At 62.6% G+C, this 26,656-nt stretch carries 33 protein-coding genes; 18 read left to right on the plus strand and 15 right to left on the minus strand.

Translation table 11 applies throughout. From position 1 onward, the window contains the following. The first annotated feature begins 67 nt into the window (after positions 1 to 67). From VGO04_RS23725 to VGO04_RS23745, 5 genes are all read left to right on the plus strand, one after another. Positions 68 to 478 carry a GFA family protein gene (locus VGO04_RS23725; protein ID WP_327498419.1) on the plus strand — a complete coding sequence of 137 codons (411 nt, stop codon included), beginning with the start codon at positions 68 to 70 and terminating at the stop codon, positions 476 to 478. A 141-nt stretch (positions 479 to 619) separates the two neighbouring features. Next, positions 620 to 1,687 (plus strand): cyclic nucleotide-gated ion channel, encoded by a 1,068-nt coding sequence (locus tag VGO04_RS23730; RefSeq protein WP_327498420.1) that lies wholly within the window; start codon positions 620 to 622, stop codon positions 1,685 to 1,687. Between the two features lie 177 nt (positions 1,688 to 1,864). After that, entirely contained in the window at positions 1,865 to 2,710 is an 846-nt protein-coding gene (locus VGO04_RS23735) for a response regulator (RefSeq protein WP_327498421.1), read from the plus strand. A gap of 278 nt (positions 2,711 to 2,988) precedes the next feature. Then, on the plus strand, positions 2,989 to 4,281 hold the full coding sequence (locus VGO04_RS23740; RefSeq protein ID WP_327498422.1) for a diguanylate cyclase: 1,293 nt from the start codon (positions 2,989 to 2,991) through the stop codon (positions 4,279 to 4,281). A gap of 305 nt (positions 4,282 to 4,586) precedes the next feature. Then, on the plus strand, positions 4,587 to 4,997 hold the full coding sequence (locus VGO04_RS23745) for a DUF805 domain-containing protein (RefSeq protein WP_327498423.1): 411 nt from the start codon (positions 4,587 to 4,589) through the stop codon (positions 4,995 to 4,997). A gap of 31 nt (positions 4,998 to 5,028) precedes the next feature. Here the strand turns inward: VGO04_RS23745 and VGO04_RS23750 are convergent, their stop codons facing one another. Next, positions 5,029 to 5,628, minus strand: coding sequence for a YdeI/OmpD-associated family protein (locus tag VGO04_RS23750; protein WP_327498424.1), 600 nt, complete (start codon positions 5,626 to 5,628; stop codon positions 5,029 to 5,031). Positions 5,629 to 5,934: 306 nt separating this feature from the next. Continuing rightward, the gene (locus tag VGO04_RS23755) at positions 5,935 to 6,939 is read right to left on the minus strand and encodes a GlxA family transcriptional regulator (protein ID WP_327498425.1); all 1,005 of its coding nucleotides are present in this window, start codon (positions 6,937 to 6,939) and stop codon (positions 5,935 to 5,937) included. 440 nt (positions 6,940 to 7,379) lie between these two features. Between VGO04_RS23755 and VGO04_RS23760 the strand changes: the two genes are divergently transcribed. Then, the gene (locus VGO04_RS23760) at positions 7,380 to 7,592 is read left to right on the plus strand and encodes a hypothetical protein (RefSeq protein WP_327498426.1); all 213 of its coding nucleotides are present in this window, start codon (positions 7,380 to 7,382) and stop codon (positions 7,590 to 7,592) included. Between the two features lie 119 nt (positions 7,593 to 7,711). On the opposite strand, the gene VGO04_RS23765 is transcribed toward VGO04_RS23760, so the two are convergent. Both VGO04_RS23765 and VGO04_RS23770 read right to left on the minus strand, forming a co-directional pair. Next, positions 7,712 to 7,915: a DUF1127 domain-containing protein gene (locus tag VGO04_RS23765; protein WP_034788135.1), complete on the minus strand. Its 204-nt coding sequence runs from the start codon at positions 7,913 to 7,915 to the stop codon at positions 7,712 to 7,714. 99 nt (positions 7,916 to 8,014) lie between these two features. Beyond that, positions 8,015 to 8,293, minus strand: coding sequence for a hypothetical protein (locus VGO04_RS23770; RefSeq protein ID WP_327498427.1), 279 nt, complete (start codon positions 8,291 to 8,293; stop codon positions 8,015 to 8,017). Between the two features lie 112 nt (positions 8,294 to 8,405). Here VGO04_RS23770 and VGO04_RS23775 point away from each other — a divergent pair, with 112 nt between their 5' ends. The 4 genes from VGO04_RS23775 (at position 8,406) to VGO04_RS23790 (ending at position 11,051) form a co-directional block, all read left to right on the plus strand. Continuing rightward, positions 8,406 to 9,296: a LysR family transcriptional regulator gene (locus VGO04_RS23775; protein WP_327498428.1), complete on the plus strand. Its 891-nt coding sequence runs from the start codon at positions 8,406 to 8,408 to the stop codon at positions 9,294 to 9,296. A gap of 97 nt (positions 9,297 to 9,393) precedes the next feature. Beyond that, positions 9,394 to 10,041: a VIT1/CCC1 transporter family protein gene (locus tag VGO04_RS23780; RefSeq protein WP_327498429.1), complete on the plus strand. Its 648-nt coding sequence runs from the start codon at positions 9,394 to 9,396 to the stop codon at positions 10,039 to 10,041. Between the two features lie 132 nt (positions 10,042 to 10,173). Further along, the gene (locus VGO04_RS23785; RefSeq protein WP_327498430.1) at positions 10,174 to 10,623 is read left to right on the plus strand and encodes a VOC family protein; all 450 of its coding nucleotides are present in this window, start codon (positions 10,174 to 10,176) and stop codon (positions 10,621 to 10,623) included. Positions 10,624 to 10,811: 188 nt separating this feature from the next. Further along, the gene (locus VGO04_RS23790; protein ID WP_327498431.1) at positions 10,812 to 11,051 is read left to right on the plus strand and encodes a hypothetical protein; all 240 of its coding nucleotides are present in this window, start codon (positions 10,812 to 10,814) and stop codon (positions 11,049 to 11,051) included. A 47-nt stretch (positions 11,052 to 11,098) separates the two neighbouring features. On the opposite strand, the gene VGO04_RS23795 is transcribed toward VGO04_RS23790, so the two are convergent. Beyond that, complete coding sequence (locus tag VGO04_RS23795; protein WP_327498432.1) at positions 11,099 to 11,788, minus strand: uridylate kinase; 690 nt, start codon at positions 11,786 to 11,788, stop codon at positions 11,099 to 11,101. Positions 11,789 to 11,930: 142 nt separating this feature from the next. After that, positions 11,931 to 12,575, minus strand: coding sequence for a GntR family transcriptional regulator (locus VGO04_RS23800; protein WP_327498433.1), 645 nt, complete (start codon positions 12,573 to 12,575; stop codon positions 11,931 to 11,933). A 341-nt stretch (positions 12,576 to 12,916) separates the two neighbouring features. Here VGO04_RS23800 and VGO04_RS23805 point away from each other — a divergent pair, with 341 nt between their 5' ends. The 8 genes from VGO04_RS23805 to VGO04_RS23840 all read left to right on the plus strand — a co-directional run bounded on the left by VGO04_RS23805 (position 12,917) and on the right by VGO04_RS23840 (position 19,369). Beyond that, the gene (locus VGO04_RS23805; RefSeq protein ID WP_327498434.1) at positions 12,917 to 14,341 is read left to right on the plus strand and encodes a M20 family metallopeptidase; all 1,425 of its coding nucleotides are present in this window, start codon (positions 12,917 to 12,919) and stop codon (positions 14,339 to 14,341) included. Positions 14,342 to 14,380: 39 nt separating this feature from the next. Then, positions 14,381 to 15,100: an ABC transporter permease subunit gene (locus VGO04_RS23810; RefSeq protein WP_327498435.1), complete on the plus strand. Its 720-nt coding sequence runs from the start codon at positions 14,381 to 14,383 to the stop codon at positions 15,098 to 15,100. Continuing rightward, positions 15,100 to 15,822, plus strand: coding sequence for an ABC transporter permease (locus tag VGO04_RS23815; RefSeq protein ID WP_327498436.1), 723 nt, complete (start codon positions 15,100 to 15,102; stop codon positions 15,820 to 15,822). Before VGO04_RS23810 ends, VGO04_RS23815 begins: the two co-directional genes overlap by 1 nt. Positions 15,823 to 15,824: 2 nt before the next feature. Continuing rightward, a complete protein-coding gene (locus VGO04_RS23820; protein ID WP_414650594.1) occupies positions 15,825 to 16,616 on the plus strand; it encodes an ABC transporter ATP-binding protein in 792 nt (263 codons plus the stop codon). Between the two features lie 99 nt (positions 16,617 to 16,715). Further along, positions 16,716 to 17,552, plus strand: coding sequence for a transporter substrate-binding domain-containing protein (locus tag VGO04_RS23825; protein WP_327498449.1), 837 nt, complete (start codon positions 16,716 to 16,718; stop codon positions 17,550 to 17,552). Between the two features lie 109 nt (positions 17,553 to 17,661). After that, the gene (locus VGO04_RS23830; RefSeq protein WP_327498438.1) at positions 17,662 to 18,018 is read left to right on the plus strand and encodes a metalloregulator ArsR/SmtB family transcription factor; all 357 of its coding nucleotides are present in this window, start codon (positions 17,662 to 17,664) and stop codon (positions 18,016 to 18,018) included. Positions 18,019 to 18,050: 32 nt separating this feature from the next. Next, positions 18,051 to 18,518, plus strand: a complete 468-nt coding sequence (locus VGO04_RS23835; protein ID WP_327498439.1) for an SRPBCC family protein — start codon at positions 18,051 to 18,053, stop codon at positions 18,516 to 18,518. A 365-nt stretch (positions 18,519 to 18,883) separates the two neighbouring features. Beyond that, complete coding sequence (locus VGO04_RS23840) at positions 18,884 to 19,369, plus strand: BA14K family protein (RefSeq protein ID WP_327498440.1); 486 nt, start codon at positions 18,884 to 18,886, stop codon at positions 19,367 to 19,369. A 152-nt stretch (positions 19,370 to 19,521) separates the two neighbouring features. Here the strand turns inward: VGO04_RS23840 and VGO04_RS23845 are convergent, their stop codons facing one another. From VGO04_RS23845 to VGO04_RS23885, 9 genes are all read right to left on the minus strand, one after another. Next, positions 19,522 to 19,734, minus strand: a complete 213-nt coding sequence (locus VGO04_RS23845; RefSeq protein WP_327498441.1) for a hypothetical protein — start codon at positions 19,732 to 19,734, stop codon at positions 19,522 to 19,524. A 225-nt stretch (positions 19,735 to 19,959) separates the two neighbouring features. After that, positions 19,960 to 20,277, minus strand: coding sequence for a hypothetical protein (locus VGO04_RS23850; protein WP_327498450.1), 318 nt, complete (start codon positions 20,275 to 20,277; stop codon positions 19,960 to 19,962). Between the two features lie 158 nt (positions 20,278 to 20,435). Next, a complete protein-coding gene (locus tag VGO04_RS23855; RefSeq protein WP_327498442.1) occupies positions 20,436 to 20,813 on the minus strand; it encodes a hypothetical protein in 378 nt (125 codons plus the stop codon). 31 nt (positions 20,814 to 20,844) lie between these two features. Continuing rightward, positions 20,845 to 22,881: an ASKHA domain-containing protein gene (locus VGO04_RS23860; RefSeq protein WP_327498443.1), complete on the minus strand. Its 2,037-nt coding sequence runs from the start codon at positions 22,879 to 22,881 to the stop codon at positions 20,845 to 20,847. Positions 22,882 to 23,105: 224 nt separating this feature from the next. Then, complete coding sequence (locus VGO04_RS23865) at positions 23,106 to 23,438, minus strand: hypothetical protein (RefSeq protein ID WP_327498444.1); 333 nt, start codon at positions 23,436 to 23,438, stop codon at positions 23,106 to 23,108. Positions 23,439 to 23,601: 163 nt separating this feature from the next. After that, positions 23,602 to 24,567: a methyltetrahydrofolate cobalamin methyltransferase gene (locus tag VGO04_RS23870; RefSeq protein ID WP_327498445.1), complete on the minus strand. Its 966-nt coding sequence runs from the start codon at positions 24,565 to 24,567 to the stop codon at positions 23,602 to 23,604. Positions 24,568 to 24,663: 96 nt separating this feature from the next. Then, positions 24,664 to 25,755 (minus strand): methylenetetrahydrofolate reductase, encoded by a 1,092-nt coding sequence (locus VGO04_RS23875; RefSeq protein ID WP_327498446.1) that lies wholly within the window; start codon positions 25,753 to 25,755, stop codon positions 24,664 to 24,666. After that, a complete protein-coding gene (locus tag VGO04_RS23880) occupies positions 25,752 to 26,354 on the minus strand; it encodes a methylenetetrahydrofolate reductase C-terminal domain-containing protein (protein ID WP_327498447.1) in 603 nt (200 codons plus the stop codon). The genes VGO04_RS23875 and VGO04_RS23880 overlap by 4 nt, the downstream gene beginning before the upstream one ends. Beyond that, entirely contained in the window at positions 26,347 to 26,649 is a 303-nt protein-coding gene (locus VGO04_RS23885) for a virulence factor (protein WP_060520592.1), read from the minus strand. The genes VGO04_RS23880 and VGO04_RS23885 overlap by 8 nt, the downstream gene beginning before the upstream one ends. Positions 26,650 to 26,656: the final 7 nt, after the last annotated feature.

Genomic DNA, 26,656 nt, shown 5'->3' on the forward strand with positions numbered 1-26,656 from the left:
CTGGAACCCATTCAAGCCCCGGCCGTTGTGGTCGTGGACATCGGTCCTTGCACGTCAGGTGAAAATCATGACCATACTTTCCGGAAAGTGCCTTTGCGGACAGGTGCAGGTTTCGGTTCGCGGCGAGCCGCTGCGCGTCGGCATCTGTCACTGCATGGATTGCCGCAAGGAAAGCGGCTCGGCCTTCACCTTCTATGGCATCTGGCCGGCGGACCAGTTTGAATACACCGGCGAAATCTCGCAGTTCCAGGGGCGCTGCTTCTGTTCCCATTGCGGATCGCGGGCGTTTTCGGCCGATGAACAGGAGGCGGAGGTCAAACTCGGGCTCCTGTCTCAAGCGCCCACGCCGTTGAAGCCGAGCTACGAGCTGTGGGTCAAGCGCCGCGAGCCGTGGCTGAGGCCGGTCGAGGGGGCCGAACAATTTGAGGAGGATCGCGTGCGTCGAGACGATGGCGATCCGGTCGGTACGCGCTTTTAGCGCGTGTGCGCCCCTCCATTCACCACCCTTAATTAAGCGTCGATTCAGAAATGGATTGTGCTTAAGATCAAGACGTTACTGCGCGCTTGGCATGTCCGGCCGAGGCATGGCCGGAAGGCGCGGGGCGCTTTGGGGGAATGAATGTCGGCACGGCCTTTCCTGAAAATCTCCGCGCCACTGAACGCGCTTGTCGCGGCGGTTGGGCTCGTCGCCGTTGCCGCACTGACGGCGCGGGATCTCGATGCGACGGCGAAGCTGTCGCTGGAGGTCCTGCTGGCCGGCGTCTGGGCCATCTATGTCCTGCAACTGGTCGATACGGTCATCCGGCGTCGGGACGATCGCGGCCGCACGCCGGCACTCGTCATCGATCTTCTGGCCGTGGTGGTTCCTCTCGTCGGATTTCTGATCGCCGGCTCGCGTGACCAGAGCCTCTATTGTGGCATCTGGCTCTTGAAGCCGTTGCGTCACTTCACCTTCTTTCGCCTGCTTGGCCGCGTCGTGGCGCGGGCCGCCCCCAATCTCGTGGGCGTCACCTCCGTCTTCGGCATGGTTCTTTTCGGGGCGTCGCTGTTTGCCTACCTGATAGAGCGCGATATCCAGCCGGACAAGTTCGGCAGCATCCCGCAGGCCATGTGGTGGGCGGTCGTCACGCTGTCGACCACCGGTTATGGCGACGAGATCCCGATGAGCTTTGCCGGCCGGGTGCTGGCGGGCCTGGTGATGATGAGCGGCATCGGCATCTTCGCGCTCTGGGCCGGCATCCTTGCCACCGGCTTCTTCGAGGAGGTGCGCCGGCAGGACTTCGTGCGCAACTGGCAGCTGGTGGCGGCGGTGCCGCTGTTTGAGAAGCTCGGCTCGGCCGCCTTCGTCGAGATCGTCCGGGCGCTCAGGCCACGCGTGGTGCCGGCAGGCAGCATCATCTGTCGCAAGGGCGAGGCGGGCGACCAGATGTTCTTCATCGTCGAGGGACGCGTGACCATCGCGACACCGTCTCCGACGCCGGTGGAGCTCGGCCCCGGCAGCTTCTTCGGCGAAATGGCGCTGATATCGGGCGAGCCGCGCTCGGCAACCGTGAGTGCCGCCACCGAAGTCTCGCTGCTGTCGCTCTATTCGGAGGATTTTCAGGTGCTGTCGAGCAGCAATCCGGAGATCGCAGATGTCATCCGCCGCACTGCGGAAGCTCGGCGTGGCCATGTGCCCACGGAGTGAGGTTCCTGTTCCTGCGCCGCAGCCTGAACGCTTCATCTTGAGGCACGGGGCTCGTTACTTCGCCGGTCGCTCATTAACATCAGAGAAAGTCTTTCTCCTCTAGCATGGCGCCGTTGCAGCACTGCGCCGGACGCGCGCGCAGCACTGCCGGGGGACACTCTTACTGATAGGCTTTCAATGTCATTTTTCGGCGTTTCCGGGATGTACTATTCCGGTGAATCTCTGGCCGAGCACCGCATCGTGCTTGCCGAGGACTCCAACCTCTTTTCGTCGATGGTCTCCAAGCGGCTGAAAGAGCTGTTCGATATCGACGTGATCGTCTGCCGCGACTATGACGACCTGCAGTTTGCCGTCGAGAACGCAACGTTCCCGGCATCGCTTGCCATCTCCAACATCAACCTGCCGGGTGCCGAAAACGGCGAGGCGCTCAACTACCTGATCGAGATGAGCGTGCCGACGGTCGTCTTCACCGGTTCCTTCCAGGAATCGACGCGCGAGAAGATCCTGTCCAAGGAGATCGTCGACTACGTCATCAAGGACAGTGTCTTTGCCGTCGACATGCTGGCAGAATCGGTCTGCCGCTTCCTCACCAACCACAAGCACCACGTGCTGATCGTCGACGACAGCCCGACGGCGCGCGCGCTTTTGACGACGCAGCTGAAGCGCTACAACTTCCGCACCAGCTCGGCCGAAAACGGTGCAGCGGCGCTCGAGATCCTCAAGAACAATCCGGATATCGGCCTCGTCATCACCGACTACAACATGCCCGATATCGACGGTTTCGAACTGACGCGGCGCATCCGCGGCTCCTACGGTCCGCACCAGCTGCGCATCATCGGCGTGTCGTCCTCGACCAACCGGCTGCTTTCGGCACGGTTCCTCAAAGCCGGCGGCAACGACTTCGTCGTTCGTCCCTTCGTCAACGAGGAGTTCTACTGCCGCGTCAACCAGAACCTCGATACGCTGACGAAGATCCGCACGCTCAGTGAAAAGGTAGGGGTTCCGGCGAAGGCTTCGGCCTGATCCGAGAACAAACCCGTAATTATTTGGGGTCGAGCGCGCGAATTCCCGCGCACAGGTTGCTGCATTAACGAAATTGCAATCCGATCGGTCTTCAATCCGCCGCAACAGGAGCGGGGACCCCGGCCACACCAGATCGCGCCGGCCGAAAGGCCGGTGCGGCGGGACGGGGATGATCATGTATTCGGAGCCAGCGTCACCCGTTAAGGGAAGCACGCCTGCGGCTCGAGAGGGGTTGCAGGGACGTGAGATTGCGCCGCACGCCGGGCCGGGTGAACTCTGTGCAAAAGCACAGCGACAAGCGCATGCTGCTTGTCGAGGACTCCAGAATGTTCGCGACGGCGCTGAAGTACGGGCTGGAATCGATCCACGGCATTCGCGTCACCCACTGCAGTTCGCTTGCGGCGCTGCGCGAGGCGCTTGAGCAATCGCCGGAGAGTTTTTCGCTGGCCGTGCTCGACCTCAACCTGCCGGACGCGCCCAATTGTCAGGCGCTCGAATTCGTGCTCGCCCATCAGGTCCCGGCCGTCGTCTTCACCGCCGCCTTCAACGACCATACCCGCGAGGACATCCTCGGCCGCGGCGTGCTCGATTGCGTCATCAAGCACCAGCCGGAATCGATCAACCTCCTGATCGGCGCGGTCGATCGGGCACTCACCAACGGCAAGACGACGGTGCTTCTGGCCGACTCGGATGCCGCCTCGCGCAGCGAGCTTGCCGGCATCTTGAGGCGCAAGCGCATTTCCGTCTGCGAGGTCGCCTCGGCGGCCGACGCGCTGCAGGTGCTCGACAGCGGCGAGGCGGTCGATCTCGTCATCACCGACCTTGATCTTTCGGACATGACCGGTGCGGCACTCCTGTCCGAGGTCGATCGGCGACAGGGCGACGGGGCGCTGCCGGTGATCGGGCTTTCCGACAGCGGCGACCGAAGGGCCGGCGCGCGCTTCCTCGAAGCCGGTGGCACCGACTTCATCCAGAAACCCTTCCTTGAAGCGGAGTTCAACGGCCGCATCGCGCAGGCAGCGGGCGTCCAGAAGCGGCTGCAGACGCTGCAGCGGCAGGCGGCGAGCGACTATCTGACCGATCTCTACAACCGCCGCCACTTCTTCGTCGCCGGGCCAAGGCTCGTGGAACAATGCCTCAGGCGCGGCGAGCCGACCGCGATCGCCGTGCTCGACATCGACCACTTCAAACGGCTCAACGACACCTACGGCCACGAGATCGGCGACATCGTGCTGAAGCACGTCGCCAAGCGGCTCTCGGCGCTGGTGGGTGAAGAGCATCTGCTTGCGCGCCTCGGTGGGGAAGAGTTCGGCATCCTCTTCAACGGTTGCGACGTGCGGCGCGCCTTCGGCTTCTGCGATGCGCTGAGGCTCGAACTGGCGAAATCACGCATCGTTGCCGACGACGAGGAACTGACGATCACCGTCTCGATCGGCCTTGCTACCATCGAAAGCTCGGAAGCTTTCGAGAACTACCTGCACGCCGCCGACCAGTTTCTCTACATGGCCAAACACGCCGGGCGAAACCGGGTGATTTCGGAACTGGCGCTGCTCGACGCGCTGGCGTCGTGAGGGCAGGGCTTGCGGCTGGCCCGGTCCCCCAGGCCAATTCTTAAGCGGTAGTCACGCTGCACGTTTCCCCCAATTGGCGCGGTCCGTGACGGATCGATTGAACCGTTCAGGCTTGCGGAGCTTCGTTCTCCGGCACTTGTGCATCCGGCGCAATCGGCGATCATAATTGCCTTGATTTAAGCTACCTGAAATTGTTCTGTGGGAACCCTAGGTGAAAACGGCGCGGGCGCTGCCGTTGGTTCCGGGATCGCAATTCGAAGCCGCCGCGTGCGCGTCGCGGTTGAAGCCCACGGGGAGGGGAAAAGATGAATTCGCAGACGTTTACGAGTTTTGATGGTCGTATCGGTCGCCAGACCTGGTGGCTGGCGCAGATCGTTGTCGTGATCGCGACCGCGGTGGCGGTGTTTGCCGGTGCGGCGCTGCTGGGGCTTTCGGGCGTCGACAACTATGCTGCGGGATTCAGCCTCATGCATGCGCTTGTTTTCGTCGTCCTCATCGTCAGCATCTATTTCAATCTCACCATCAGCATCAAGCGCTGGCACGACCATGGTCGCTCCGGATGGTGGAATCTTGCGCTGTTCGTTCCGGTGGTCGGGCCGCTGTTCGGCCTCGTGATGCTGGGCTTCCTTGCCGGTGAAGAGGGCGACAATCGCTTCGGCCGCCCGGCGGGCTCGGGTGCCGAAGAGCCGGCCAAGCAGTTCGGCCGGGCTCAATAGTTTGATATTGGCTGGTGCGGTGTAGGCGAGGCTATTTGCTTTTCTGCGGGTAGATCGTCTCGCCGCGCCTCAGCATCTCGACGAAGGTCTCGATCTTCTTCTTGCGTCCCGCCTCGGTCTTCATGTTGTGGGTGCGGAAGGCGAGTGCGAAGCGGTTCTGGGCGCTGAGCCTTGCGAGCATGTCGCGGGCTGCAGGTTCCGCGTCGATCGCCGCCTGCAGGTCGTCGGGGATCTTCATGTCCTTGCCGCTGGCATAGGCCCGGTCCCAGCGCCCGTCAGCCTTGGCGGCATCCACCTGGCGCAGGCCAAACTCGGTCATCCGTCCCTCGGCAATCAGTCGGGCGACGTTGTCGACGTTGATCTGGCTCCAGATGCTCTTCTTGCCGCGCGGGGTGTAACGCTGCAGGAAGCTTTTGTCGTCAAAGCCCTTGCGCACCCCATCGATCCAGCCCCAGCAAAGCACGACGTCGATCGCTTGCTTGGGCGTGATCGAGGCGAGGCCGGAGCCCAGTTTGTGGGTCTTGATCCAGACTTCGGTTTCACTTTGGTGATGGGCGGCAAGCCAGACGTAGAAGCTCTGGAAATTCTTGAATTCGTGGACCTTGGCGGGATCGATTTCAACAGGGGCCATGAACCGGCATGCTCCTCACGCTGTGGAATGGCTGCCATTCAACCCCAAATGGCGCCGGGCGCAAGCGGGAGATATCCTTGTGCCAACCTCACGGTTCGTCATCCTCAGGCTTGGCCCGAGGACCCATGCCGCGCGGCGGGTTGGTGCATGGATGTCCGGGGCAAGCCGGATGGTCGAGTCAAGCCCCGATGCTCTGGTCAAGCCAGATTCTCGGGTCAAGCCCAAGCATGACGAAGAAGGGGGAACGCCGCCAAAACGAAAATGGGCGGATTACTCCGCCCATTTTCGTTTGTGTTGCTGTCGCAATTACCGCGCCATCTGTAGCGTCAGCTTGCGGTCGGCGCGCTCCTGCTGCGGCGAGCGGTTGTAGAGTTCGCGATAACACTTGGAGAAGTGCGAGGCGGAGACGAAGCCGCAGGCAACGGCCACTTCGACCACCGGCATCGACGACTGGATCAAGAGGTGACGGGCGCGGTCGAGGCGGATTTCGAGATAGTAGCGGGCGGGCGAGCGGCCCATCTCTTGCCGGAACAGCCGTTCGATCTGGCGGCGCGAGAGGTCCGCGCCCTCGGCGATTTCAAGCAGCGACAGCGGCTCGGCGAGGTTCGCCTCCATCAACTCGATGATCGACAGCACCTTGGCGTTCTGCACGCCGAGGCGGGCACGCAGCGGCAGGCGCTGGCGGTCGTGCGGGCCGCGCACGCGGTCGGTCAGCGCCTGTTCGCAGACGCGGTTGACGAGGTTTTCGCCAAAATCCTGGTCGATCAGGTTCAGCATCATGTCGAGCGAGGCGGTGCCGCCGGCGCAGGTGTAGATGTTGCTGTCGATCTCGTAGAGGTCGGCATAGACGTCGACCTGCGGGAAGGCTTCGGAGAAGCCCGGCAGATTTTCCCAGTGGATGGCGCAGCGCTTGCCCGTGAGCAGGCCGGCGGACGCCAACACATGGGCGCCCGTACAGAGGCTGCCGACGGCGACGCCGCGATTGTAGACTTCGCGCAGCCAGGCATTGACCGACTTGTTGTTGAAGTCCTCGACATAGATGCCGGAACAGACCAGCACCATCGACGGGCGGTTTTCGCCGCCGAGGAACTTGCGCTCGTCGGCAAGCGACGAGTTGACCTCAAGTGCGATGCCGCTGGAGGAAAGAACCTTTTCGCCGTCCGACGAAGCGAGGCGCCAGGTATAGGCCTCGTAGCCGAGCATGCGGTTGGCGATGCGGAGCGTTTCGATCGCCGCCGAAAAGGGCAGCATGGAAAAGTTCGGCACCAGGAAGAAGACGAGAGAACGCTTTTTGGTCAGTGGCTTGTTCATGAGGCTTCCCATGCTTGGCGATGCGGCTATATTCGTCGCTTGGAAGATACTCTTCGGCTTGTCTGTTTGCGACATTGGCATGGAAAGCAGCGACCGCAAAGAGATTTCGCATTGCGACATTGGGCGCAAAAAGGCGGTTCCGCCGGACTTTTAGCGTTTTGTAAGGAAAGCGACAGTTTTCGCAGTGCCGTTGACGCTATCTGACAAGAACTTCCGGAGATACGCAACAATTGCAAAGCGCGCGCCAGGGTTGTATTTGTCGATTGCGACACTTTCAAAGCCGCTTTGAGGTGTCGGTATGAGACAAGTGGTCTTCTTGGACACCCGGATCATTTGAAGAAAAGGTGCAAGGTCGGCTCGGCCGGCGATCACGCTTGGTTGCGCTGGGCGCGTCCGGCATTACATGCAATGGATGCAGCCGCTTCAGGAGGACATTTTTCATGAGGCAGGATTCCGCGACGACAGGTCAGCGGATCGTCTCGCGGATGAAGCTTCTCTGGACGGTTTCGATCATCACGGCAACGACCGTCATCGGTGCCCACAGCGGGTGGGAAGGCCACGGCATCGTTGGAGCGTTGGCGCTGGGGTTCGTGGGCCTCGTCGCAGGCGCATACCTCAGTTCACCGTCACTTCTCCTGCAACTGCTGACCTGAGCCGTTCGCGCGCCGGATTGCGGGGGGGGCTACAGGGCAAAAGAAAAAGGGCACCGCCTTGTCGGCGACGCCCTTCGGTTTCCGGTCAGCCAGGCTCAGAAAGAGAGCTTACGCTGCCTTCATTGTTCGGTCTTATGCACCGCATCGTCCACCGACGGAAAGCCGATGTCCTTCAGCGTGTCATAGGACAGGTTTTCGAGCGCCCGTTCCTGGCGATAACGCTTCCAGACCGCCCAGGCACGAACTTGCAGATTGAAGAGACCTGGAAGGGACGAGTGGGAGGATGCCCGTTCCGAGGCCGATGAAAACTGAGTGTTGGACATTTCATGGCTCCTTCTGAGTGTCTCAGATGGTCGCGACCATGATGGTAGTTATGGCGCAACCTGATCTATCATTCCAACGAATATGTTTGATGCGTCTCATCAAACATGGTGATTGATTAGCGGGTCCGCAAACATCACGTCGTCGCGGACTCTCTTCGGCAGTTTGGCGAGTTCGCGCCGGGCTTCCACCCGATTTCGCGCGATCTGTTTTTCGCGTCGCTGCCGGACAACACCGTCAAGGACGGCGATCATTTGGGTAAGGGTGTTGAGGACCATGTCGTTGCTCCTTCGATGCTGTTTTTCTACCACTGCATTCGACCGTGGGCTGTTACAGAGGGAACTCTTCGAAGCGGCGATAACAAGCGCTGCGGTGGACATGGGCTTCTCCTTTCTTCCTCGTCCTTGAGCTTGACTATCGGCCATAGCTGATGTTCAATCAAACGAAATGAAGTGAACCAATCTTTCAGTTTTTTTGAATGAGGTTGCCGCCATGAACATGCTGATGCGCCATGCGCTTCCGCTTCTCGAAATGGATGTGCTGAAGACCTTCGTCGCCATTGCCGAAACCGGCAATTTCACCACGGCTGCCGAGACCGTCTATCGCACGCCGTCGGCCGTCTCGATGCAGATCAAGAAGCTCGAGGAGATGCTCGGCTGCACGCTCTTCCTGCGTGACGCCCGCTCGGTGACGCTGACGCCGAAGGGGGAGATGCTGCTCGGCTTCGCCCGCCGTCTCCTGTCCCTCAACAACGAGACCGTGTCGCGCTTCCTGTTGCCGGACATGAACGGCGTCGTGCGCGTTGGCGCACCCGAGGATGTCGGCGAACGTATCCTGCCGGAGGTGCTGAAGCGGTTTGGCGATTCCTATCCGAACGTGACCGTCGACGTGTCGATCGGCATGAGCAACGCCATGCGCAAGAAGGTCGACGAGCACCGGCTCGACATCGCCATTTTCAACAGCCTGACCGAGGGCGTGCCGCGAAACGGCGAGATCCTGATGCAGGAAAAGCTCGTCTGGGCGGGCGCCAAATGCGGCAATGCGCATCTGAAGGATCCGCTGCCGGTGTCGATGTGGGAGGATGGGTGTGTCTGGCGGGCGGACGCGGTGGAAAAGCTCGCGCGCGCCGGCCGCAAGTTCCGCATCGCATTCCTCAGCGCCTATACCACCGGCCAGCGCGCCGCCGTTCTCGCGGGCCTCGCGATCGCGCCGCTGCCACGCTATCTCGTTCAGGGCGAAATGGTGCAGCTTGGCGAGCGCGACGGCCTGCCGGACCTCGGCCACTACAATATCGGCCTGCAGGTGATCACCGACGCGCCGGCCCCGGTACTCGCCGTCGCCGACCATGTGCGCGACGCGTTCGCCGATTTGCAGGCGCAGTAAAGAAGGGGGCGTGCTTGCGGTTCGGCTGCTTCTGCTCGCTGCTGTTCATCGCGCTCCGGCGCATCCGTTCGGGCCGCAGATGGCAGGGTGAGCAACCGTGACCGATAAGCCGCGCGCCATACTCGATCCGATCGACCGCCTGTCGGAAATTGTCTTTGGCCTGTTGATGGCGCTCACCTTTACCGGAACGATGAGCACGGTCACCGGCGAGGAGGGCGGCGTCAGGACGGTGCTCGTCGCCGCGTTCGGCTGCAATCTCGCCTGGGGCATTGTCGACGGTGTCATGTATGTGCTGGCGACCGTCGTCGAGCGCACGCGGCGCCAGGGCTTCATCGAGGCGCTCAGGCACGAGCCGCTGGAGCGCGCCCGTGACATGTTTCTCGACAATCTGCCGGACGACGTGCGTCGCGTGTCTTCCCCCAAGGAAACCGAGGCGCTGTTGTTGCGGGTGAGGGCGCTCGGCCATGATCCGAGGCACAGAACCGTCACCGGCCGCGACCTGAAGGCCGCTTTCGCCATCTTCCTGCTCGTCGCCATCTCGACGCTGCCGCCAAGCATTCCGTTTCTCCTGACCGACAATGTCGGTCTCGCCATGCGCCTGTCGAACGGCATCGCGCTTGTCATGCTCTTCATCATCGGTGCCCGCCTCGGCCGCTACATGGGCCGCAGCTCCTGGCCGATGGCCTTTGCGATGGCCGCGATCGGCGCGGTTCTGGTGGTGGTGACGATCGCGCTTGGCGGGTAGCGTTCGGTTGAGGCGCCGCGCGCCGGCCCATCATAACCGGGGTTCAATCCAGGCAGATTGGCGGGCAGGAACGGCAGCCCTTTTGTTTTCTCGGCCAACCGATAGGGTGAGCCTCGCCACCAGGATAGCCCCATGAAGCTTGCTCACATCAACTTGGTCGCTCGCGATGCGTATGCGCTCGCCGCATTTTACGTCAACGTCCTGGAATGCGAGTGCCTTCGCGAACCCAGGATGTTAACCGGCGAAAAAGTGGGGATAGGCAACGGGATTGCGAACTCCGAGATCTGCTCGATCTGGCTCAAATTCCCCGCTCTCGACCGCCCCTTCCTGGAGATACACCAGCACAAGGTCATGCATGATCGCGGCCAGCCAAGGGTGAATGAGCCGGGCTTTGGACACCTTTCATTCCAGATGGAAGACATTCGCGCCGTGCTGTCAGAGATCATACGGGCAGGTGGAAGCCAGATTGGTGAGATCACGGACTTCGGGACGAAGGATCAGCCGTACTTCATTGCATACGCACGCGACCCTGAAGGCAATATTCTCGAGCTCGAGCAGACCGGGGACGATCCGCGCACCTGACTGTTCCAGAAAGAAGCGGCCGTGCCGTCTCAAGTGAGTGCGGCCCATCCCCGGCCGCCTCCGATGCCGCATTTTGCAATGCGGACGCGACGCTCCGATCCACGCTCACCCATTGACGCGGGCGTTTTTCTTCCCAATAGGGTCAGGCCGACGAATGTGGCGCACGCCAGCCACACAGCAACAGGAGTATGACCGTGAGCGAACCGACCGTAGCCGAGGCAACAACCCGCATTTATGAATCGCTCAACGCGGACAATGCCGACATCGACCTGCACATCGCGACCCTCAAGGCGGCATTGGTGCGGGCAGGTCTGAAAGAAGCCGTGTTCGATCCGGCGAAGCTCGTGCAGAACAACCGTTCCGGCCGGAAGCTGATGCAGGCCTATTTTCGCCAGCGCGGCGTGACGGTGAAGTTCGCGGCCGAGTGAAGCCCCGCACCCAAGGGGCCCTGGCGGCCCAACCGATCATGTGCCTCTCAAGGCAACCTGCCGTTTGCCTTGATCGTCAGGTCGGGACGATCAAAATCGTCATTGTTGAAGACAGCGTCCGCATTCAGGCTTGGCGCGCAAATGCGCTCGTAGAGACTGTATGCGGGCTGATATCGCGTCGCATAAAGCTGGCGAGCCGCGTCCATTCCCCCCAGTAGCTGGGCGTCGCGCTCAACGCCGCGCCGTTCGCAAACAGCCTCGGCGGTCTCGACAAAGATCGCTAAATCCCAGTTGCCTGACAGTTCAGGGCGCTGCAGGAACGTACCGTCCACGATGAGGATGGCATCAGGGGAAGCCGCCTTTGCCTCCTCATCGATTGGTTCATCGTTCAAGAGATCAAAGGATGCCGTGCGATATGCGCGGCTACCATCCGGCCCGAGTGGCTCGAGAAGCAGCGCATTGATGGCCGGGAGATCACGCGCATCGTAATAGTATCCCTCTGGCGAGTTCCGCCCGCGCGCATAGCGTTCGGTTTTCGGCCTGTGGAAGCCGTCGATGGAGGTGCGAATTACCTCCCTACCGCTCGCAACAAGGATTTCGGAAAGTTCATCCGCAAGCGTCGTTTTCCCAGATGCGGTCCGGCCATCAATTGCAACCCGAATTGGTCTTGCGACGGTGACTGATGAGATCGCAGTAGCAAGCGCCTGTAAAGCAGCCGCGCGGTTCGGATAGGACAAGATAACACTCCCTATGAAATCGAACGCGTAAGTAGCTGCAGCAATTGACAGTTTTACGTCACAGACTGCTCTTTGCGCAAAGTTGCCGGCCGCGGGGCGGCCAAGCGGCGGCCGGACTGGCGAAGCGCCCATGGGCAAGGGCTCACGCCCTTATCGGTGCCTGGCGGATGTGGATTTCGATCAGACGCTTTAATTCGGCAAGATCGCGCGCCTCGAGCGCGTCGACCATCAGGTGGTGCTCGCGGGCCGATTGTTCGATGCGGGCGCGGGTGCGCCATTGCGAGACCGGGGCCGAGGCCGTGCGCTGGCGGATTTCGGCGATGATGTTGACCAGTTCGATGTTGCCCGACAGCATCAGAAGCGCGCGGTGGAAGGCGAGGTTGGCGTCGTAGTGCTCCATGATCGAGCCGCGGAACGACATTTCATCGAAGACCTTGGCGAGGTCGCGTAGTTCTCTGATGGAATCCGGCGTCACGTTGGCGATCATCCGGTCGGCGACGCCGGTTTCCAGGATGACGCGGATGTCGCTGATCTCGCGCGTGCGCTGGTCGTCGAGTTCATAGACCTGGTAGCCGCGGTTGGGATTGTGCTGCACCAGGCGCTTTTGCGACAGGCGGTCGAGTGCTCGCCGCACCTCCGGCCTCGTGCAGTCGTAGCGGCGTTCGAGATCGATCTGCTTCAGCCAGGTGCCGGCCGGCAGCGTTCCGGTCAGAATGTCGTGGAGCAGGAGGTCGGTCACGTCCTTCTTGTCCTCCGTCGCTTCTGCCACCGTCAGATTGTCGCTCATCGTCCGTCCTGTTTTTTCGTTTCCATTCCACCGCGCTCATCCATGGCGCTCATTGACCGAGCTCTGGCGGAATTGGCTCCATTATTGGAGAAACTATGATGCCGCCCGAGACAATTCAATGCGGGCGAGGGGCTTTTCTCAGTCAGTTTCAACGCCTTGGGGCAGAAGGCGTCGGATGGCGCATGGCATTCTGAAGCCGCCACTCTCAGCCGTGATCCGCTGCCCGGTGGCGCCGTGTGGCGCCAAGCGAAATATTTCATGACACCTCTCTTGTGTATCCAAAAATGATTCCGTAAATTGGCGCCAATTCTGGATACTATCATTGGGGGCGCCGGTAAACCATGAAGAATTCGCATGCCGTCTGGGAGATGCTCGAAGCCAAGCGTGATCAGTTCTTCGCGCTCAGCGACCGGGTCTGGGACACGCCGGAGACCAATTACGAGGAGTATCGGTCGTCAGCCGAGCACGCCACGCTGCTGGAAGCCGAAGGTTTCCGCGTCGCACGCGGCATTGCCGGCCTGCCGACGGCGGTCATGGGCGAGGCGGGCGAGGGTGGGCCGGTCATCGCCATCCTTGGCGAGTTCGACGCGCTTCCCGGCCTCAGCCAGGAGGCGGGCGTGGCCGAGGAACGGCCGCTCGTTGCGGGCGGCAACGGCCATGGCTGCGGCCACAACCTGCTCGGCGCCGGCGCGATGATGGCGGCGACCGCCGTCAAGGACTATCTGGCGGCAAACGGCCTGAAGGGCCGGGTGCGGTACTATGGCTGCCCGGCGGAAGAGGGCGGCTCCTCCAAGGGCTTCATGGTGCGCGCCGGCGTGTTCGACGATGTCGACATCGCCATTTCCTGGCATCCGGCCCCCTTTGCCGGCGTCAACAATCCGGTGTCGCTTGCCTGCAACGAGATCAATTTCCGCTTCCATGGCCGCGCGTCGCACGCTTCTGCCGCCCCCCATCTCGGCCGCAGCGCGCTCGATGCGGTCGAGCTGATGAATGTCGGCGTCAACTATCTGCGCGAGCACATGCCGTCCTCGGCGCGCATCCACTATGCCGTGACCGACACCGGCGGCCACGCGCCGAACGTGGTGCAGGCGCGCGCGGTCGTGCGCTACCTCATCCGCGCCCGCAACCTGCCGGAGCTGCTAGATCTTTCCGAGCGAGTACGCAAGGTTGCGGAAGGTGCGGCGCTGATGACCGGAACGACGGTCACGGACGAGGTGATCAGCGGCGATGCCAACCTCGTCGGCAACACACCGCTCGAAGCGCTGATGCACCGCCATCTCGAACATCTTGGGGCCCCGCAGTTCGATCACGCAGACCGGCAGATGGCCGCCCGCTTCCAGGAGACCTTCACCGGCGAGGACATCGCCTCGGCCTTCGAGCGCTTCGGCCTGAAGCTGCGGCGTGGCATCGCCCTTTGCGATACGATCTTCCCGCCGGAAAGCGGCAATGGCACGCTGGTCGGCTCCACCGATGTCGGCACCGTCAGCTGGGTCGTCCCGACCGTGCAGATGCGCGGCGCGACCTATGCGATCGGCACGCCCGGCCACTCCTGGCAGCTGGTTGCCCAAGGCAAGTTGCCGGCCGCCCACAAGGGCATGGAGCATGCGGCCAAGGTGATGGCGAGCACGGCGCTCGACCTGATCCTCGACCCGGCGCTGATCGAAAAGGCCAAGGCCGACCATGCCGCAAGGCTTGAGGGCACGCCCTTCGTCAACCCTATTCCTGACAACGTCAATCCGCCGCTACCCGAGGGGCGCCATGAATAGGACGTCCTCTGAGATAACGCTATTGCGGGAGGCGCGGCGATGACGGAGCCCGGTATCCTCGACATCATCAGTTTCGGGCCTGACGGCTGGGGCCATGCGCTCGCCGTCGGTGCCTGGATGACCATCCTCATTGCGCTTTCAGGCTTTGCGATCGGCGCCGTCATCGGCACCTTCGGTGCCTGGGCCAAAATTTCCGGCGGTCCGGTCACGCGCATGGCCGCCGAAACCTACACCACGGTCCTGCGCGGCCTTCCCGATCTCCTGGTTATCTATCTCTTCTATTTCGGCGGCAGTGCTGCCATCACCGCGGTCGGCCAGTTCTTCGGCGCCGAAGGCTTCGTCAGCTTTCCGGGCTTTCTCGCCGGCGCGCTTGCCGTTGGCGTCACGTCAGGCGCGCAGCAGACCGAGGTTTTCCGCGGCGCCTTTCGCGCGGTCCATCCGGGCGAACTGGAGGCGGCGACCGCCTGCGGCATGGGGCGCTTGCTGAAATTCCGCCGCATCACCGCGCCGCTGACGCTGCGCCACGCCCTTCCGGGTCTCGGCAATGTCTGGCAGGTGGTGCTGAAGGAATCGGCGCTGGTATCGGTGACAGGCGTCGTCGAGCTTCTGCGTCAGTCGCAGATCGGCGCCGGCTCGACCGGGCGACCGTTCGATTTCTTCTTCATCGCCGCACTCGTCTATCTCGCGATCTCCACCGTGTCGGGCCTGCTTCTGCAGCTCAGCGAACGCCGGCTGTCGCGCGGCGTCAGGAGGGGCTGATGGACATCAACTTTGCTCTTGAAACCTTCCTCGAGCTCGTCTCGGCGCTGCCGTTGACGATCGAGCTGGCGGTGACATCCGTCGCGCTCGGCTCGGTGCTCGCCATGCTTCTGGCGCTGTCGCGGCTGTCGGGCATTCTCGCGCTCGACCTTTTTGCCCGCGCCTATGTGTTTCTCTTCCGCGGAACGCCGCTGCTCGTGCAGATCTTCCTGATCTATTACGGCCTCAGCCAATTTCCGGCGGTGCGCCACAGCATTTTCTGGCCGATCCTGCGCGAGCCCTACTGGTGCGCGGTGCTGGCGCTGATGCTCAACACCGCCGCCTATGCGAGCGAGATCATCCGCGGCGGCCTGCTTTCGGTGCCGCATGGCCAGGTGGAGGCGGCGCGCGCCTGCGGCATGGGTCGCCTGATGATTTTCCGCCGCATCGTGTTGCCGCAGGCACTTCGCCAGGCGCTGCCCGGCTACGGCAACGAGGTGATCTCGATGATCAAGGCGACCTCGCTTGCCTCGATCATCACCCTGATGGAAGTGACCGGCGTTGCCGCCCGCATCATCTCCGAGACCTACCGCGTCATCGAGGTCTTCGTCGTCGCTGGCGCCATCTATCTCGCCATCAACTTTCTTCTGACCCGGCTCGTCGCTTTTGCCGAGCACCGGCTGAACCCGCAATCGCGCCCGCCGCTGGCCATGTCCGGGGTACTCAAGGGGGAACTGCAGTGAACATCTCCGCCAATGTGACGACACCGGACGCAACCAGGAATGTCGCGATCCGCGTGCGCGACCTGCATAAGAGCTTCGGCCCGGTCGAGGTGTTGAAGGGCGTCTCGCTGGAAGCGTGCGAGGGCGAGGTGATTTCCATCCTCGGCTCGTCCGGCTCGGGGAAATCGACGCTGCTTCGCTGCATCAACATGCTCGAGGTTCCGAACTCCGGCACGATCGAGGTGGCCGGCGAGGCGATCGGGCTGAAGACGATGAGCGACGGCCGCGGCCGCCCGGCCAACCAGAAGCAAGTGGACCGAATTCGCTCCGAACTCGGCATGGTGTTCCAGAGCTTCAATCTCTGGTCCCACAAGACCGTGCTCGAAAACGTCATCGAGGCACCGGTGCACGTGTTGAAGCGGCCGCGCAAGGAAGCGATCGAGGAGGCGGAAGCGTTGCTGGCCAAGGTCGGCATCGCCGACAAGCGCAACCACTATCCCGCGCATCTCTCGGGCGGTCAGCAGCAGCGGGCGGCGATCGCCCGGGCGCTCGCCATGCGCCCGAAGGCAATGCTCTTCGACGAGCCGACCTCCGCACTCGACCCCGAACTTGTCGGCGAAGTGCTGCGCGTCATGCGCGGACTCGCCGAAGAAGGCCGCACGATGCTGGTCGTCACCCACGAGATGGGCTTTGCCCGCGACGTGTCGAGCCGGGTCGTCTTCCTCCACAAGGGAACGATCGAGGAAGAGGGCGCACCGCAGGAGGTGTTCACCCGCTCGAAATCCGAACGCTTCCGTCAGTTCATCAACAGCTGAGGCCGGGCCCTAAAGGGCCGGGTCGAAGAAACCAATCATCATAGTAAAAAGGGGAATATCTGCATGAAGAAGACCAACTGCGTAAAGACGAGCGCGATCATGGTTGCGGCTCTAGCCGTTGCCGCGGGCGTCCTTTCCGCACCGGCCAACGCCGAGGAGAAGAAATGGACCAAGATCACCATTGCCACCGAAGGCGCCTTTCCGCCCTATAACCTCACCAAGCCTGACGGCACGCTCGACGGTTACGAGATCGAGCTCAGCAAGATCCTCTGCGCCCATATGAAGGTGGAATGCACCGTCGTGCCGCAGGCCTTCGATGGCCTGATCCCGGCGCTCAACGCCGGTAAGTTCGACGCCATCATGGCCGGCATGTCGGCGACGGAGAAGCGCAAGGAAGTCATCGACTTCTCGATCTCCTACGGCAGCACCGGCCAGGCCTTTGCGACGATCAAGGGCGGCGAGCTCGAAACGCTGCCGATGAAGGGCGAGTTGTTCTCGCTCGCCTCCAACGAGGCTGGCGCCCGCAAGGCGGTGGACGAGCTGAAGCCGCTCGTCGAGGGCAAGACCATCGGCGTCCAGACCGCCTCGATCGCCGCCCGCTTCATCGACGAGTACCTGAAGGATGTCGTGGAAGTGCGCGAGTACAAGACCACCGAGCAGCACGATCTCGACCTCGTAGCCGGCCGCGTCGATTTCGTCATGGCCTCGATGGGCTACCTGATGACCGCAGTCGAAAAGCCCGCCAACAGCGACATGGTGATCACTGGCCCCCGCTTCCAGGGCGGCTTCCTCGGCGCCGGCAGCTCGGTCGGCCTGCGCAAGAGCGACCCGGAACTGAAGGCACTGTTTGACGACGCCATCAAGACCGCCAAGGCCGACGGCACGATCAAGCGCCTCTCGGAGAAGTGGTTTGGCTTCGACCTGACGCCGCAATAATCGCGACCTGTTACCGCTGCAAAACAAGCGCCGCGCGTTCACCTGACGCGCGGCGTTTTTGCGCGTGGAGGAAGCGTTGCTTTTCATAAGTCAAGGCTTATAATAAGTCATGACTTATGAAGGCAGAGTGCTTGTAGCCCTGGCAGACCCGACACGCCGGGCGATCTTCGAAAGGCTTGCCGAAACGCGTTCGTCGGTCGCCGATCTCGTCCGCGCGCTACCGGTCTCGCAGCCGGCGATCTCCCAGCATCTGAAGGTGCTGAAGGAGGCGGGGCTGGTGGGCGCCGAGCCTGAAGGTCGAAAACGCATCTATTCCATCGATCCGGCCGGGCTCGGTCCGCTCCGGCAATGGCTCGACCGCTTCTGGGAGGATCAGCTGGCCGCCTTCAAGGCGCTCGCCGACAGCGACGAAGCGGCGGCACCCGGACAGGCGAAACCGGAGCGACAGGCCAACAGCGGGCTATAGGCGATACTGGGCAGGGCGACAGGAGGAAGGACATGCAAAGGATCGAACCGGCTCCGGTCGTGAAATCCGTCACCGTCAGTGCGCCACCTGAGCGCGCCTTCGAGATCTTTGTGGCGCACATGGGCGACTGGTGGCTGAAGACCCATAGCCTGACCGCAAGCGGCCAGAAAACCGTCGTCGTCGAACCTCGCGCCGGCGGGCGCTGGTACGAGATCGGTCAATCCGGTGAGGAGAAGGAGTGGGGGCGGGTGCTTGCCTACGAGCCGCCGCGGCGCATTCTTTTTGCCTGGCAGCTCAACGCCGACTGGGATTTCGACCCGGACTTCCGCACCGAGGTAGAGCTGACCTTCGTCCGGACGGCCGATGGCGGCACCACTGTGCGGCTGGAGCACCGCGACCTCCAGAACTATGGTGCCAAGGCGGAGGAAGCGCGCAAGTCGCTCGATTCCGAAGGCGGCTGGGCAGGGTTGCTCGGCGCGTTTACGGCGAGGGCTGGGTGAGGCCGGCCTGCCTGGAGCCATGTCGAAGAAAGTGTGCGGCAGAACTTGTTTCGAACACAATCGCCATTTACATGCCCAATCACCGGTGTTGCTTATGAGCGCTGAAACGTTCGCCGCTCGCAATCGCCGCGTCGCTTTAGACTTTTGACCACGGATGTACTGGCACGGGTGTAAGAGCGATGATGAGGAAGGTCGGTGCGGTTTCGCCCCGGCCTTTTTTGTTGGCCGCACGACGAAATGACGTTCTTCATCTGGCCATCAGTTCCCGCCGCTTTAAGGCTCGCTTCTGCCCAGCCGCCTATGTTCATCCGACGTTCATGACGGGTTTCTAAAAGTGTCCCGACGATAAACAGTTGGATGAGATGATGAAGAGAATAGGTGCAGTCCTCGTAGCTGCCGCTACGGCGCTGTCGGCGGTCTCGGCCCATGCCGTGCCCATGTCCCCCGTTTCGGTCGGGCAGTCGGTTTCCCAGCCGGTCGAGTTGATCCATCACAAGCCGGGCCATTACGGCGGCCCGCCGCACAAGCGGGGCTACGACAACTATCGCTACAGCAGCAAGCGCTACAATGCCGGCCCACGCTACGGCTATTACAACGGCTATGAGGGTTACCGTTACCGCCGCGACGGCTACCGGCGCCACAGTGACGGCTGGTGGTATCCGCTGGCGGCATTCGGGGCAGGTGTGGTGATCGGTGGCGCGATCGCGCAGCCACCCCGCAGGGTCTATTCCAATGCGCCGTCCGCGCATGTCCAATGGTGCTACGACCGCTATCGTTCGTACAGCGCCTACGACAACACCTTCCAGCCCTATTACGGGCCGCGCCAGGAATGCGTATCGCCCTACTATTGATCGGGGCGGCGACCGGTGGACAGCCATCGGTTTGAAAACGCGATCGCCCCTGAATGCCGGATGAGGCGGGATCGGCCGGCACATTGCCTGACGGCAATACCGCCTGACCAATGTGAACGATCGAGGGGCGGCCCCAGCCGCCCCTGACGCCGTCAATCGTCGTGGTTCGATATCCTGCCCCGCTGGCGGTTCTCGTTGGTCTTGCCGTTTTTCCCGGGGTTACCGGGCTTGTTGACCCCGGCGGCAAGTTCCATCGCCTTTGTCGTTTTGAGAGACGGCTGCTTTTCGGTAGGCACGGATGAAATGGCTGCGAAGGCGGAGCCCGCAAAAGCGAGCGACGCCGCCACGGCGATGATGATCTTCATGAGGTGTCTCCTCGGTTCAAGCCACCTGCTACGCGGCAGGCACCAAGGCGTAGACCCGCTGACGGCCGTGGCACATACGGCAGTTGCCGTATTTCGACGTGGCTGAGCCCCCCGAAAACCTCAGATGGTTAGCCGGAGCTTAAACGCAAGACGCCCACCGCAGTCCCGGAGGAAAGGTGAGCGTCACGACAGAATTGATAGATCGGAAGGCGAGCGGGACGAGCCCTATTTCGTCGGCGTCGGCGTCGGCCGCACGAGCGTGACCACCCTTGGCTTTGACGGGGCGTCCAGCCACTCGATCCACTTGTCCCGTTCCTCGATCGTGTCGAAGAACCGCCAGAGCTTGTAGTCGTCTTCGGTGGTCTGCAGCATTTCCCCGATCGATACGAGCTCGAGCGGCAGTGGCACCTCGTTGCCCTCGAAGCGAATGAAATAGATGCCTTCGGCAGCAAGACGAATGACCTGGCCGGTGCCGTAAGTCCCATCGGGATCATCGACCGTGAAGTACATACCGGTCAGGGTGTCGAGAATCTTGTCTTTCATCATGTTCGAATGCCAGTTCAGGAAAATACGAGGTCATCAGACGTTCGCTCGCCGTCGGGATTAAGGCAAGCCGAAATCTCCGGTGTCCACATTCGCCGAGGGGCAAGGTGGTTTGGGTTGAAGCGTGGGCCAGACCACCCACGCTCGCCTCCCGAACGTCAGTTCGCGATGCAGGCCGAATTGTTGCCGGATATGCAAGCCTCGATTGGCTTCATGTCCTGGTACATGACGAGCCCTCCAAAGAGGATGATCCAGCCCGAAAGCAGCAACGCTACCCAACCAATGACGATGGCGACCATCTTAGGTGTCGGGAGAGCGCGGACAACAATCAACACAGCTTCGATGACGGTTATCAGGCCGGCCACATAGAGGGCTGTGCGCGAACACGACAGGAATGCCTGCCGCGCCAGATGAACTCCCCAGGTCTGGGTTGCCGCCAGGAACATTGTCGCTGACGCGGCGTAGAAGACCCCCGCCACGGCCGCGATCGGATAGGACGTCAAAAAAGACTCATTCGATCCGGAATCGTCGCTCACGCGTGCCCCTTCCAAGAAATCCCTTTGGCGATTACTCCCGGCTGCGTCTGCGCCGACGACCGCCGCCCTCGCCATCATCGGAACCCGCCTTGCGCTCCGGCAAGGTTACGACGGTCGAGAGCTTCGGGAAGGTGTCGACCTTGTTCGGCATCGCCATGGCATTGACGAAGTGCTCCTGAAACTTTGATTCAAGAGCCGTCTCTATCTTCTCGATTTTGCTGACGGTTTGCTCGATCTCACGGCGGTGGCCGCGGTTAAGCAGCGCCATCAGTGCGCCGGTGCCGGCGGCGTTGCCGACAGCCTTGACCTCGTCGAGGTCGCAGTCGGGAATGAGGCCCAGGACCATCGCGTATTTCGGGTCGATGAACGAGCCGAAGGCGCCGGCAAAGCGGATGGTGTCGACATGTTCGATATCGAGCTTTTCCATGAGCAGCTTGATGCCGGCATAGAGCGCTGCCTTGGCAAGCTGGATGGCGCGGATGTCGTTCTGCGTCACCGTGATGCGCGGTTCGCCGTCGTGCAGCAGGTAGGAGAAGGTGCGGCCGTTCGGGATGATGCGCCGGCTTTTCTCCGCCATCGCGCCATCGACCACGCCGTCCTGCGAGATGATGCCGGAGAGATACATTTCTGCGACGATCTCGATGATCGCGGAGCCGCAGATGCCGGTCACGCCGACGCTGGCCGCGGCTTCCGCAAAGCCTTCCTCGTCCGACCACTTGTCGACGCCGATCACCCGGAAGCGCGGCTCAAGCGTGACGGGGTCGATGCGCACGCGCTCGATTGCGCCCGGGGCGGCGCGCTGGCCCGACGAGATTTCAGCGCCCTCGAAGGCGGGGCCTGTCGGGGAAGAGGCGGCGACGACCCGGTCCTTGTTGCCGAGCACGATCTCGGCGTTGGTGCCGACATCGACGAGCAGCATCATCTTGTCCTGGCGATAGGGCCCTTCGGCGAGCGTTGCGCCGGCAGCGTCGGCGCCGACATGGCCGGCGATGCAGGGCAGCATGTAGAGCCGGGCGCCGCGGTTGACGTCGATATCGATCTCGTGCGCCCAGTATTGCAGCGCGCCGGAGACGGCGAGCGCAAACGGTGCCTGGCCGAGTTCGGTCGGGTCGATGCCGAGGAAGAGGTGGTGCATGATCGGGTTGCCGACGAAGACCATGTCGAGAATGTCGTGGCGGTCGACCTCACCCTCGGCGCAGACCTTGCCGATGAGACCGTTGACCGCCTCGCGCACCGCCTTGGTCATCGCCTCGCGTCCGTCAGGGTTCATCATCACGTAGGAGACGCGGCTCATCAGGTCTTCGCCGAAGCGGATCTGCGGGTTGGAGGCGCCCGAAGAGCCGACGATGCGGCCCGAAAGCAGCGACACCAGATGCATGGCGATCGTGGTCGAGCCGATGTCGCAGGCAACGCCATAGGCCTCGTTCTTCAGCCCCGGCCACAGGCCGACGATGAAGGGGCGGGATGAATCCATGTCGCGGTGGATGGCGGCGGTGACGGCCCAGTTGCCCTTGCGCAGGATGTTCTGCACCTGCGGGATCAGGTGCGGCGCGATCAGGAGGTCCTTCCAGCCCCAGTCCTTCTCCAGCATCACCTTCAGGCGGTCGAGATCGCCGAGCGGCTTGTGCATGTCCGGCTCGTCCACCTCGACATAGCAGAGCTGGACGGCGGCATTGCGTTCGATCACCCGGTCGGTCGCGGCCTTGCGCACCACCTGGGCGTTGATGACGGTATCCTGCGGCACGTCGATGACGAGATCGCCGAGGATCTGGGCGGAACAGGAGAGGCGGCGGCCATCGGGCAGGCCGCGGATCTTCTCGTAGCGTTCTTCCTTGGCGCCCTTTTCCGAGATGTGGTCGTTGGACGAGACGATCTTGTGCTTGGCGAAGTTGCCTTCCTGCACCTCGATCTGACAGCGGCCGCAGGTGGCGCGCCCGCCGCACACGCTTTCGACATAGACGCCGAGCTTGCGCGCCGCATCGAGAACTGGCGTGCCGACCGGAAAACGGCCGCGCTTGCCCGAAGGCATGAACAGCACCAGAGGGTCCTTTTGCACGGCTTCGCTCATGTTTGTCTCGATCTCGGAAGTGCCTTCGATGCGCATGCTCTCAAGTCTTTCGTCAGGTCCGCTTCATCTTCGGAGCGAAGCGCCGGCAAGGTGCTTCATCTCACGTGCGAAGCACGGGTAAACGGTTTCAGACTGCACTGGAACCCCGCCTGATAGTTGTCCAATCCCGACATGGACCGATCTGTTTCAAACAGTCGGGTTGCAGGGTCGGCGGCAGTGCAGGGTTATTTGCGAGAGAGGCGCCGGGCGTTGCTGCGCACCCGCTTGCCGTAGGGCCTGAGGGCGGCGGACGCAATCGCCGTGCCGTGGCCGGAGGCCATGCCACCGGTCATCAGGCGCATCGTGTTGTCAAAGGCAGCCTTCCAGAGCGCCATGTTGACGGCCATGACGCTTTCGGCCGTCGCGGCAATCTTCTCGGAGACCATGCGGTGCAGTTCGGTCACGTCCTGCGTCCTGCCGGTCAGCGCCGCCATCTGCATTTCCTGAAGCCGGACTGCGATGACGAACGGGGCTTCGAACCAGAGGGATGCTGCATCAAGGCGTAGGCTGCGTGTCATCTGAGGTCTCCACGTTTGCGTTGCCGGAACTTAATTTCGAAGTTGCAATCCGCTCATCGATCGCTGGCTTCTCGACGGCTAAAGGGAGAAGGACGGAAAAGAGGCTGATGGCCATTCAACGTCGTTCTCCCTTTTTCAGTTCAGCCTATAGCTGAAACAGAACCTATTCGCTCGCAGCCGCACCGCCGGTGCGGGCCGCGCGACCGCCGCGGCGTCCACCGCCGGCGGCTGCCACCGGTGCGGCAGCGACGACGTGGCCGCCGTCAGACGGCTTGTGGTCACGATAGGTCTTGATCCAGTGGGTGCAGTTCGGGTCGGTGCCGTTCAAGACGTTTGCTGCGCGGACGGCTTCCATTTCCTGCGGGCGGCAGGGGTTCATGATCGCCGACGTCATGCCGGCGCCGATGACCATGGGGATGAAGCCGGCATTGATGCCGTGGCGGTGCGGCAGGCCGAAGGAGATGTTGGACAGGCCGCAGGTGGTGTTGACCTTCAGCTCCTCGCGCAGGCGGCGGAGCAGTGCGAAGACCTGCTGGCCGGCGGTGCCCATGGCGCCGATCGGCATGACCAGCGGGTCGACGACGATGTCGTGCGGCTTGATGCCGTAGTCGGCGGCGCGCTCGACGATCTTCTTGGCAACGGCGAAGCGCACGTCCGGGTCCTCGGAAATGCCGGTTTCGTCGTTGGAGATGGCAACGACCGGAACGTCATACTTCTTGCAGAGCGGCAGGATCGCTTCGAGCTTTTCTTCCTCGCCGGTGACGGAGTTGACGAGCGGGCGGCCCTTGGCAACGCGCAGTGCCGCCTCGATCGCGGCTGTCACCGAACTGTCGATCGACAGCGGGACGTCGACAAGGCCCTGGACGATCTCGAGCGTCTTGACCAAGAGCGGCGGCTCGGTCTCGTTCGGATTGACGGCGGTCACACCAGCATTGACGTCGAGCATCGTCGCGCCGGCCGCGACCTGTTCCAGCGCATCCTTGATCACCGTGTCGAAGTTGCCTTCGATCATTTCGGCGGCAAGCTTCTTGCGACCGGTCGGGTTGATGCGTTCGCCGATGACGCAGAACGGCTGGTCGAAGCCGATGATGATCTCGCGGGTGGCGGAAGCGACGATGGTCCGGGTCATGCAGGGTCCTTTGTCATTTGGCGGCGGGCTATGTAATCACGCCCATGAAGTCGATGATAGGCGCCTTGTGACCGGCGCCGGTTTATCCGTGGTCCGTCAGTGCGGGTGATGGGCCGCGGCTTCGGCCATCTGCTGCTGGTTTTCTTCCTTGCCTTCGCGAATATGCTCCAGACGTTCGGCCACAACCGCATCCGCGGGCAGCGTCTCGTGCTTCCAGGGCTTGCGGCCCTTCAAGACGCCCGATTCATGCACGATTTCTGCGACATATTCTTCCTGGCGGTAAGCCATCACGTGAATGCCGGAGACGCCTTCGATCTCCTTCACCTCGTTGATGATGTCGATGCAGAGCTGCTTGCCTTCCTTCTTCTGGTCCTGCGCGCCTTCGAGCCGGGTGATGACGCTATCCGGGATATGGATGCCCGGCACGTTGGAGCGGATCCAGCGGGCGGTCTTGGCGGATGCCATCGGTCCGACGCCAACGAGGATGTAGCATTTCTCGTGCAGGCCGAGGTCGCGCACCTTCTTCATGTATTCGCGGAACATCGGCACATCGAAGCAGTACTGGCTCTGCACGAACTGCGCACCGGCCTCGATCTTCTTGGCGAGACGATAGGGGCGGAAGTCGTAGGGCGGCGCAAAGGGGTTGATCGCAGCGCCCAAAAACACCTGCGGCGGCGTCGTCAGCTTGCGGCCCGAGAGGAACTTCGAGTTGTCGCGCATGATGCGCACGGTTTCGAGCAGCGACATGCAGTCGAGGTCGAAGACGGGCTTTGCGCCCGGCTGGTCGCCCGCCTGCACGCCGTCGCCGGTGAGGCACATGATGTTCTGCACGCCCATGGCGGACGCGCCGAGCACGTCGCCCTGGATGGCGATGCGGTTCTTGTCGCGGCAGGCGATCTGCATGATCGGCGCGTAGCCCATGCGGGTCAGAAGCGCGCAGATGCCGACCGAGGACATGTGGCAGTTGGCGCCTGACGCGTCGACCGCGTTGATGCCGTCGACCCAGCCGTCGAAGATCGCCGCGCGCTCGTAGACGTCCTGCGGATTGGCACTGTCGGGCGGGTTGAGCTCTGCGGTGACGGCGAATTCGCCGCGGCGCAGAACGCGCTCCAGGCGACCGCGGGAGGAATGGCCGGGCAGGGGGTCGAGCGGCGCGCCGGGATCATGTGGGTTGTAATCGGGGCTCATGCCTGGCCTTCCTTGGATGCCGCTTCGCGGCGTGCTGCGGCTTCTGCCGTCACGCGCAGCCAGGACGAGGTTTCGCGCAGCGACTGATTGACCGGCTTCTGCACATTCAAAATAGCGTTGCCCTTCTCCATGTTCTGCGAACCCTTCCAGGCCTGCACCCAGACGCAGGGCATATCCGGCTCGACCTCGCAATTGCCGTTGGCGCGCACGCCGCCGCAGGGGCCATTGCGCAACTGCTTCGGACAGTTCATCGGGCAGGACATGCCCGTTGATGACAGCGCGCACTGGCCGCACATGCGACAGTCGAAAAGGAAGCCCTTGACGTGGCGTTCGACGAACGTGATGGGCCGTTCCACCCGGCCGTAGCCAAGCGCGTTCCAGAGCGGATGAAGCAGCAGGAACAGGTCGGCGAAGCGGTGGTAGAACCATTCGAGGAAGCGCGAGTTGCGCACCGCCCAGAGGCGCACCGTGTATTTGTGGCGCGAGCGGCGGCTCGGCGAGACGCCGGATGGCGTAAACGCGCCGGTCGCGGCCTTGGCGCCGGGGGCGGCGTTACCCTTCATGACCTTCGGTTCGCTCGGCGGTTTGGCGTCAGCCATTGTCGCGGCCTCCGGCCTTGACGAGGGCGACGAGGCGCTCGCGGTCGTAGGCGGCTTCGAGTTCGGCGGCGGCCTGGTCCGCTTCGGTTTCAAGGTCGTCGGAGACCGGCACCGGATCGGCCTTGCGCCACTCGGCGAGGTAGTCGTCGGTTTCGGCCGCACCGGTGCGCATGGCGCACATGTCGATCGCCTCGGTGAAGCGCAGCGACAGCTCGCGTTTCGCCGTCGTGCGGCCCTTCTTGATGATGACCTGGGCCGGAATGTCGCGCCAGTAGACGATAATGCGATCTGCCATCGGGTGT

Origin of the sequence: Ensifer sp. (assembly GCF_035999185.1) — a bacterium.
GTDB lineage: Bacteria > Pseudomonadota > Alphaproteobacteria > Rhizobiales > Rhizobiaceae > Ensifer.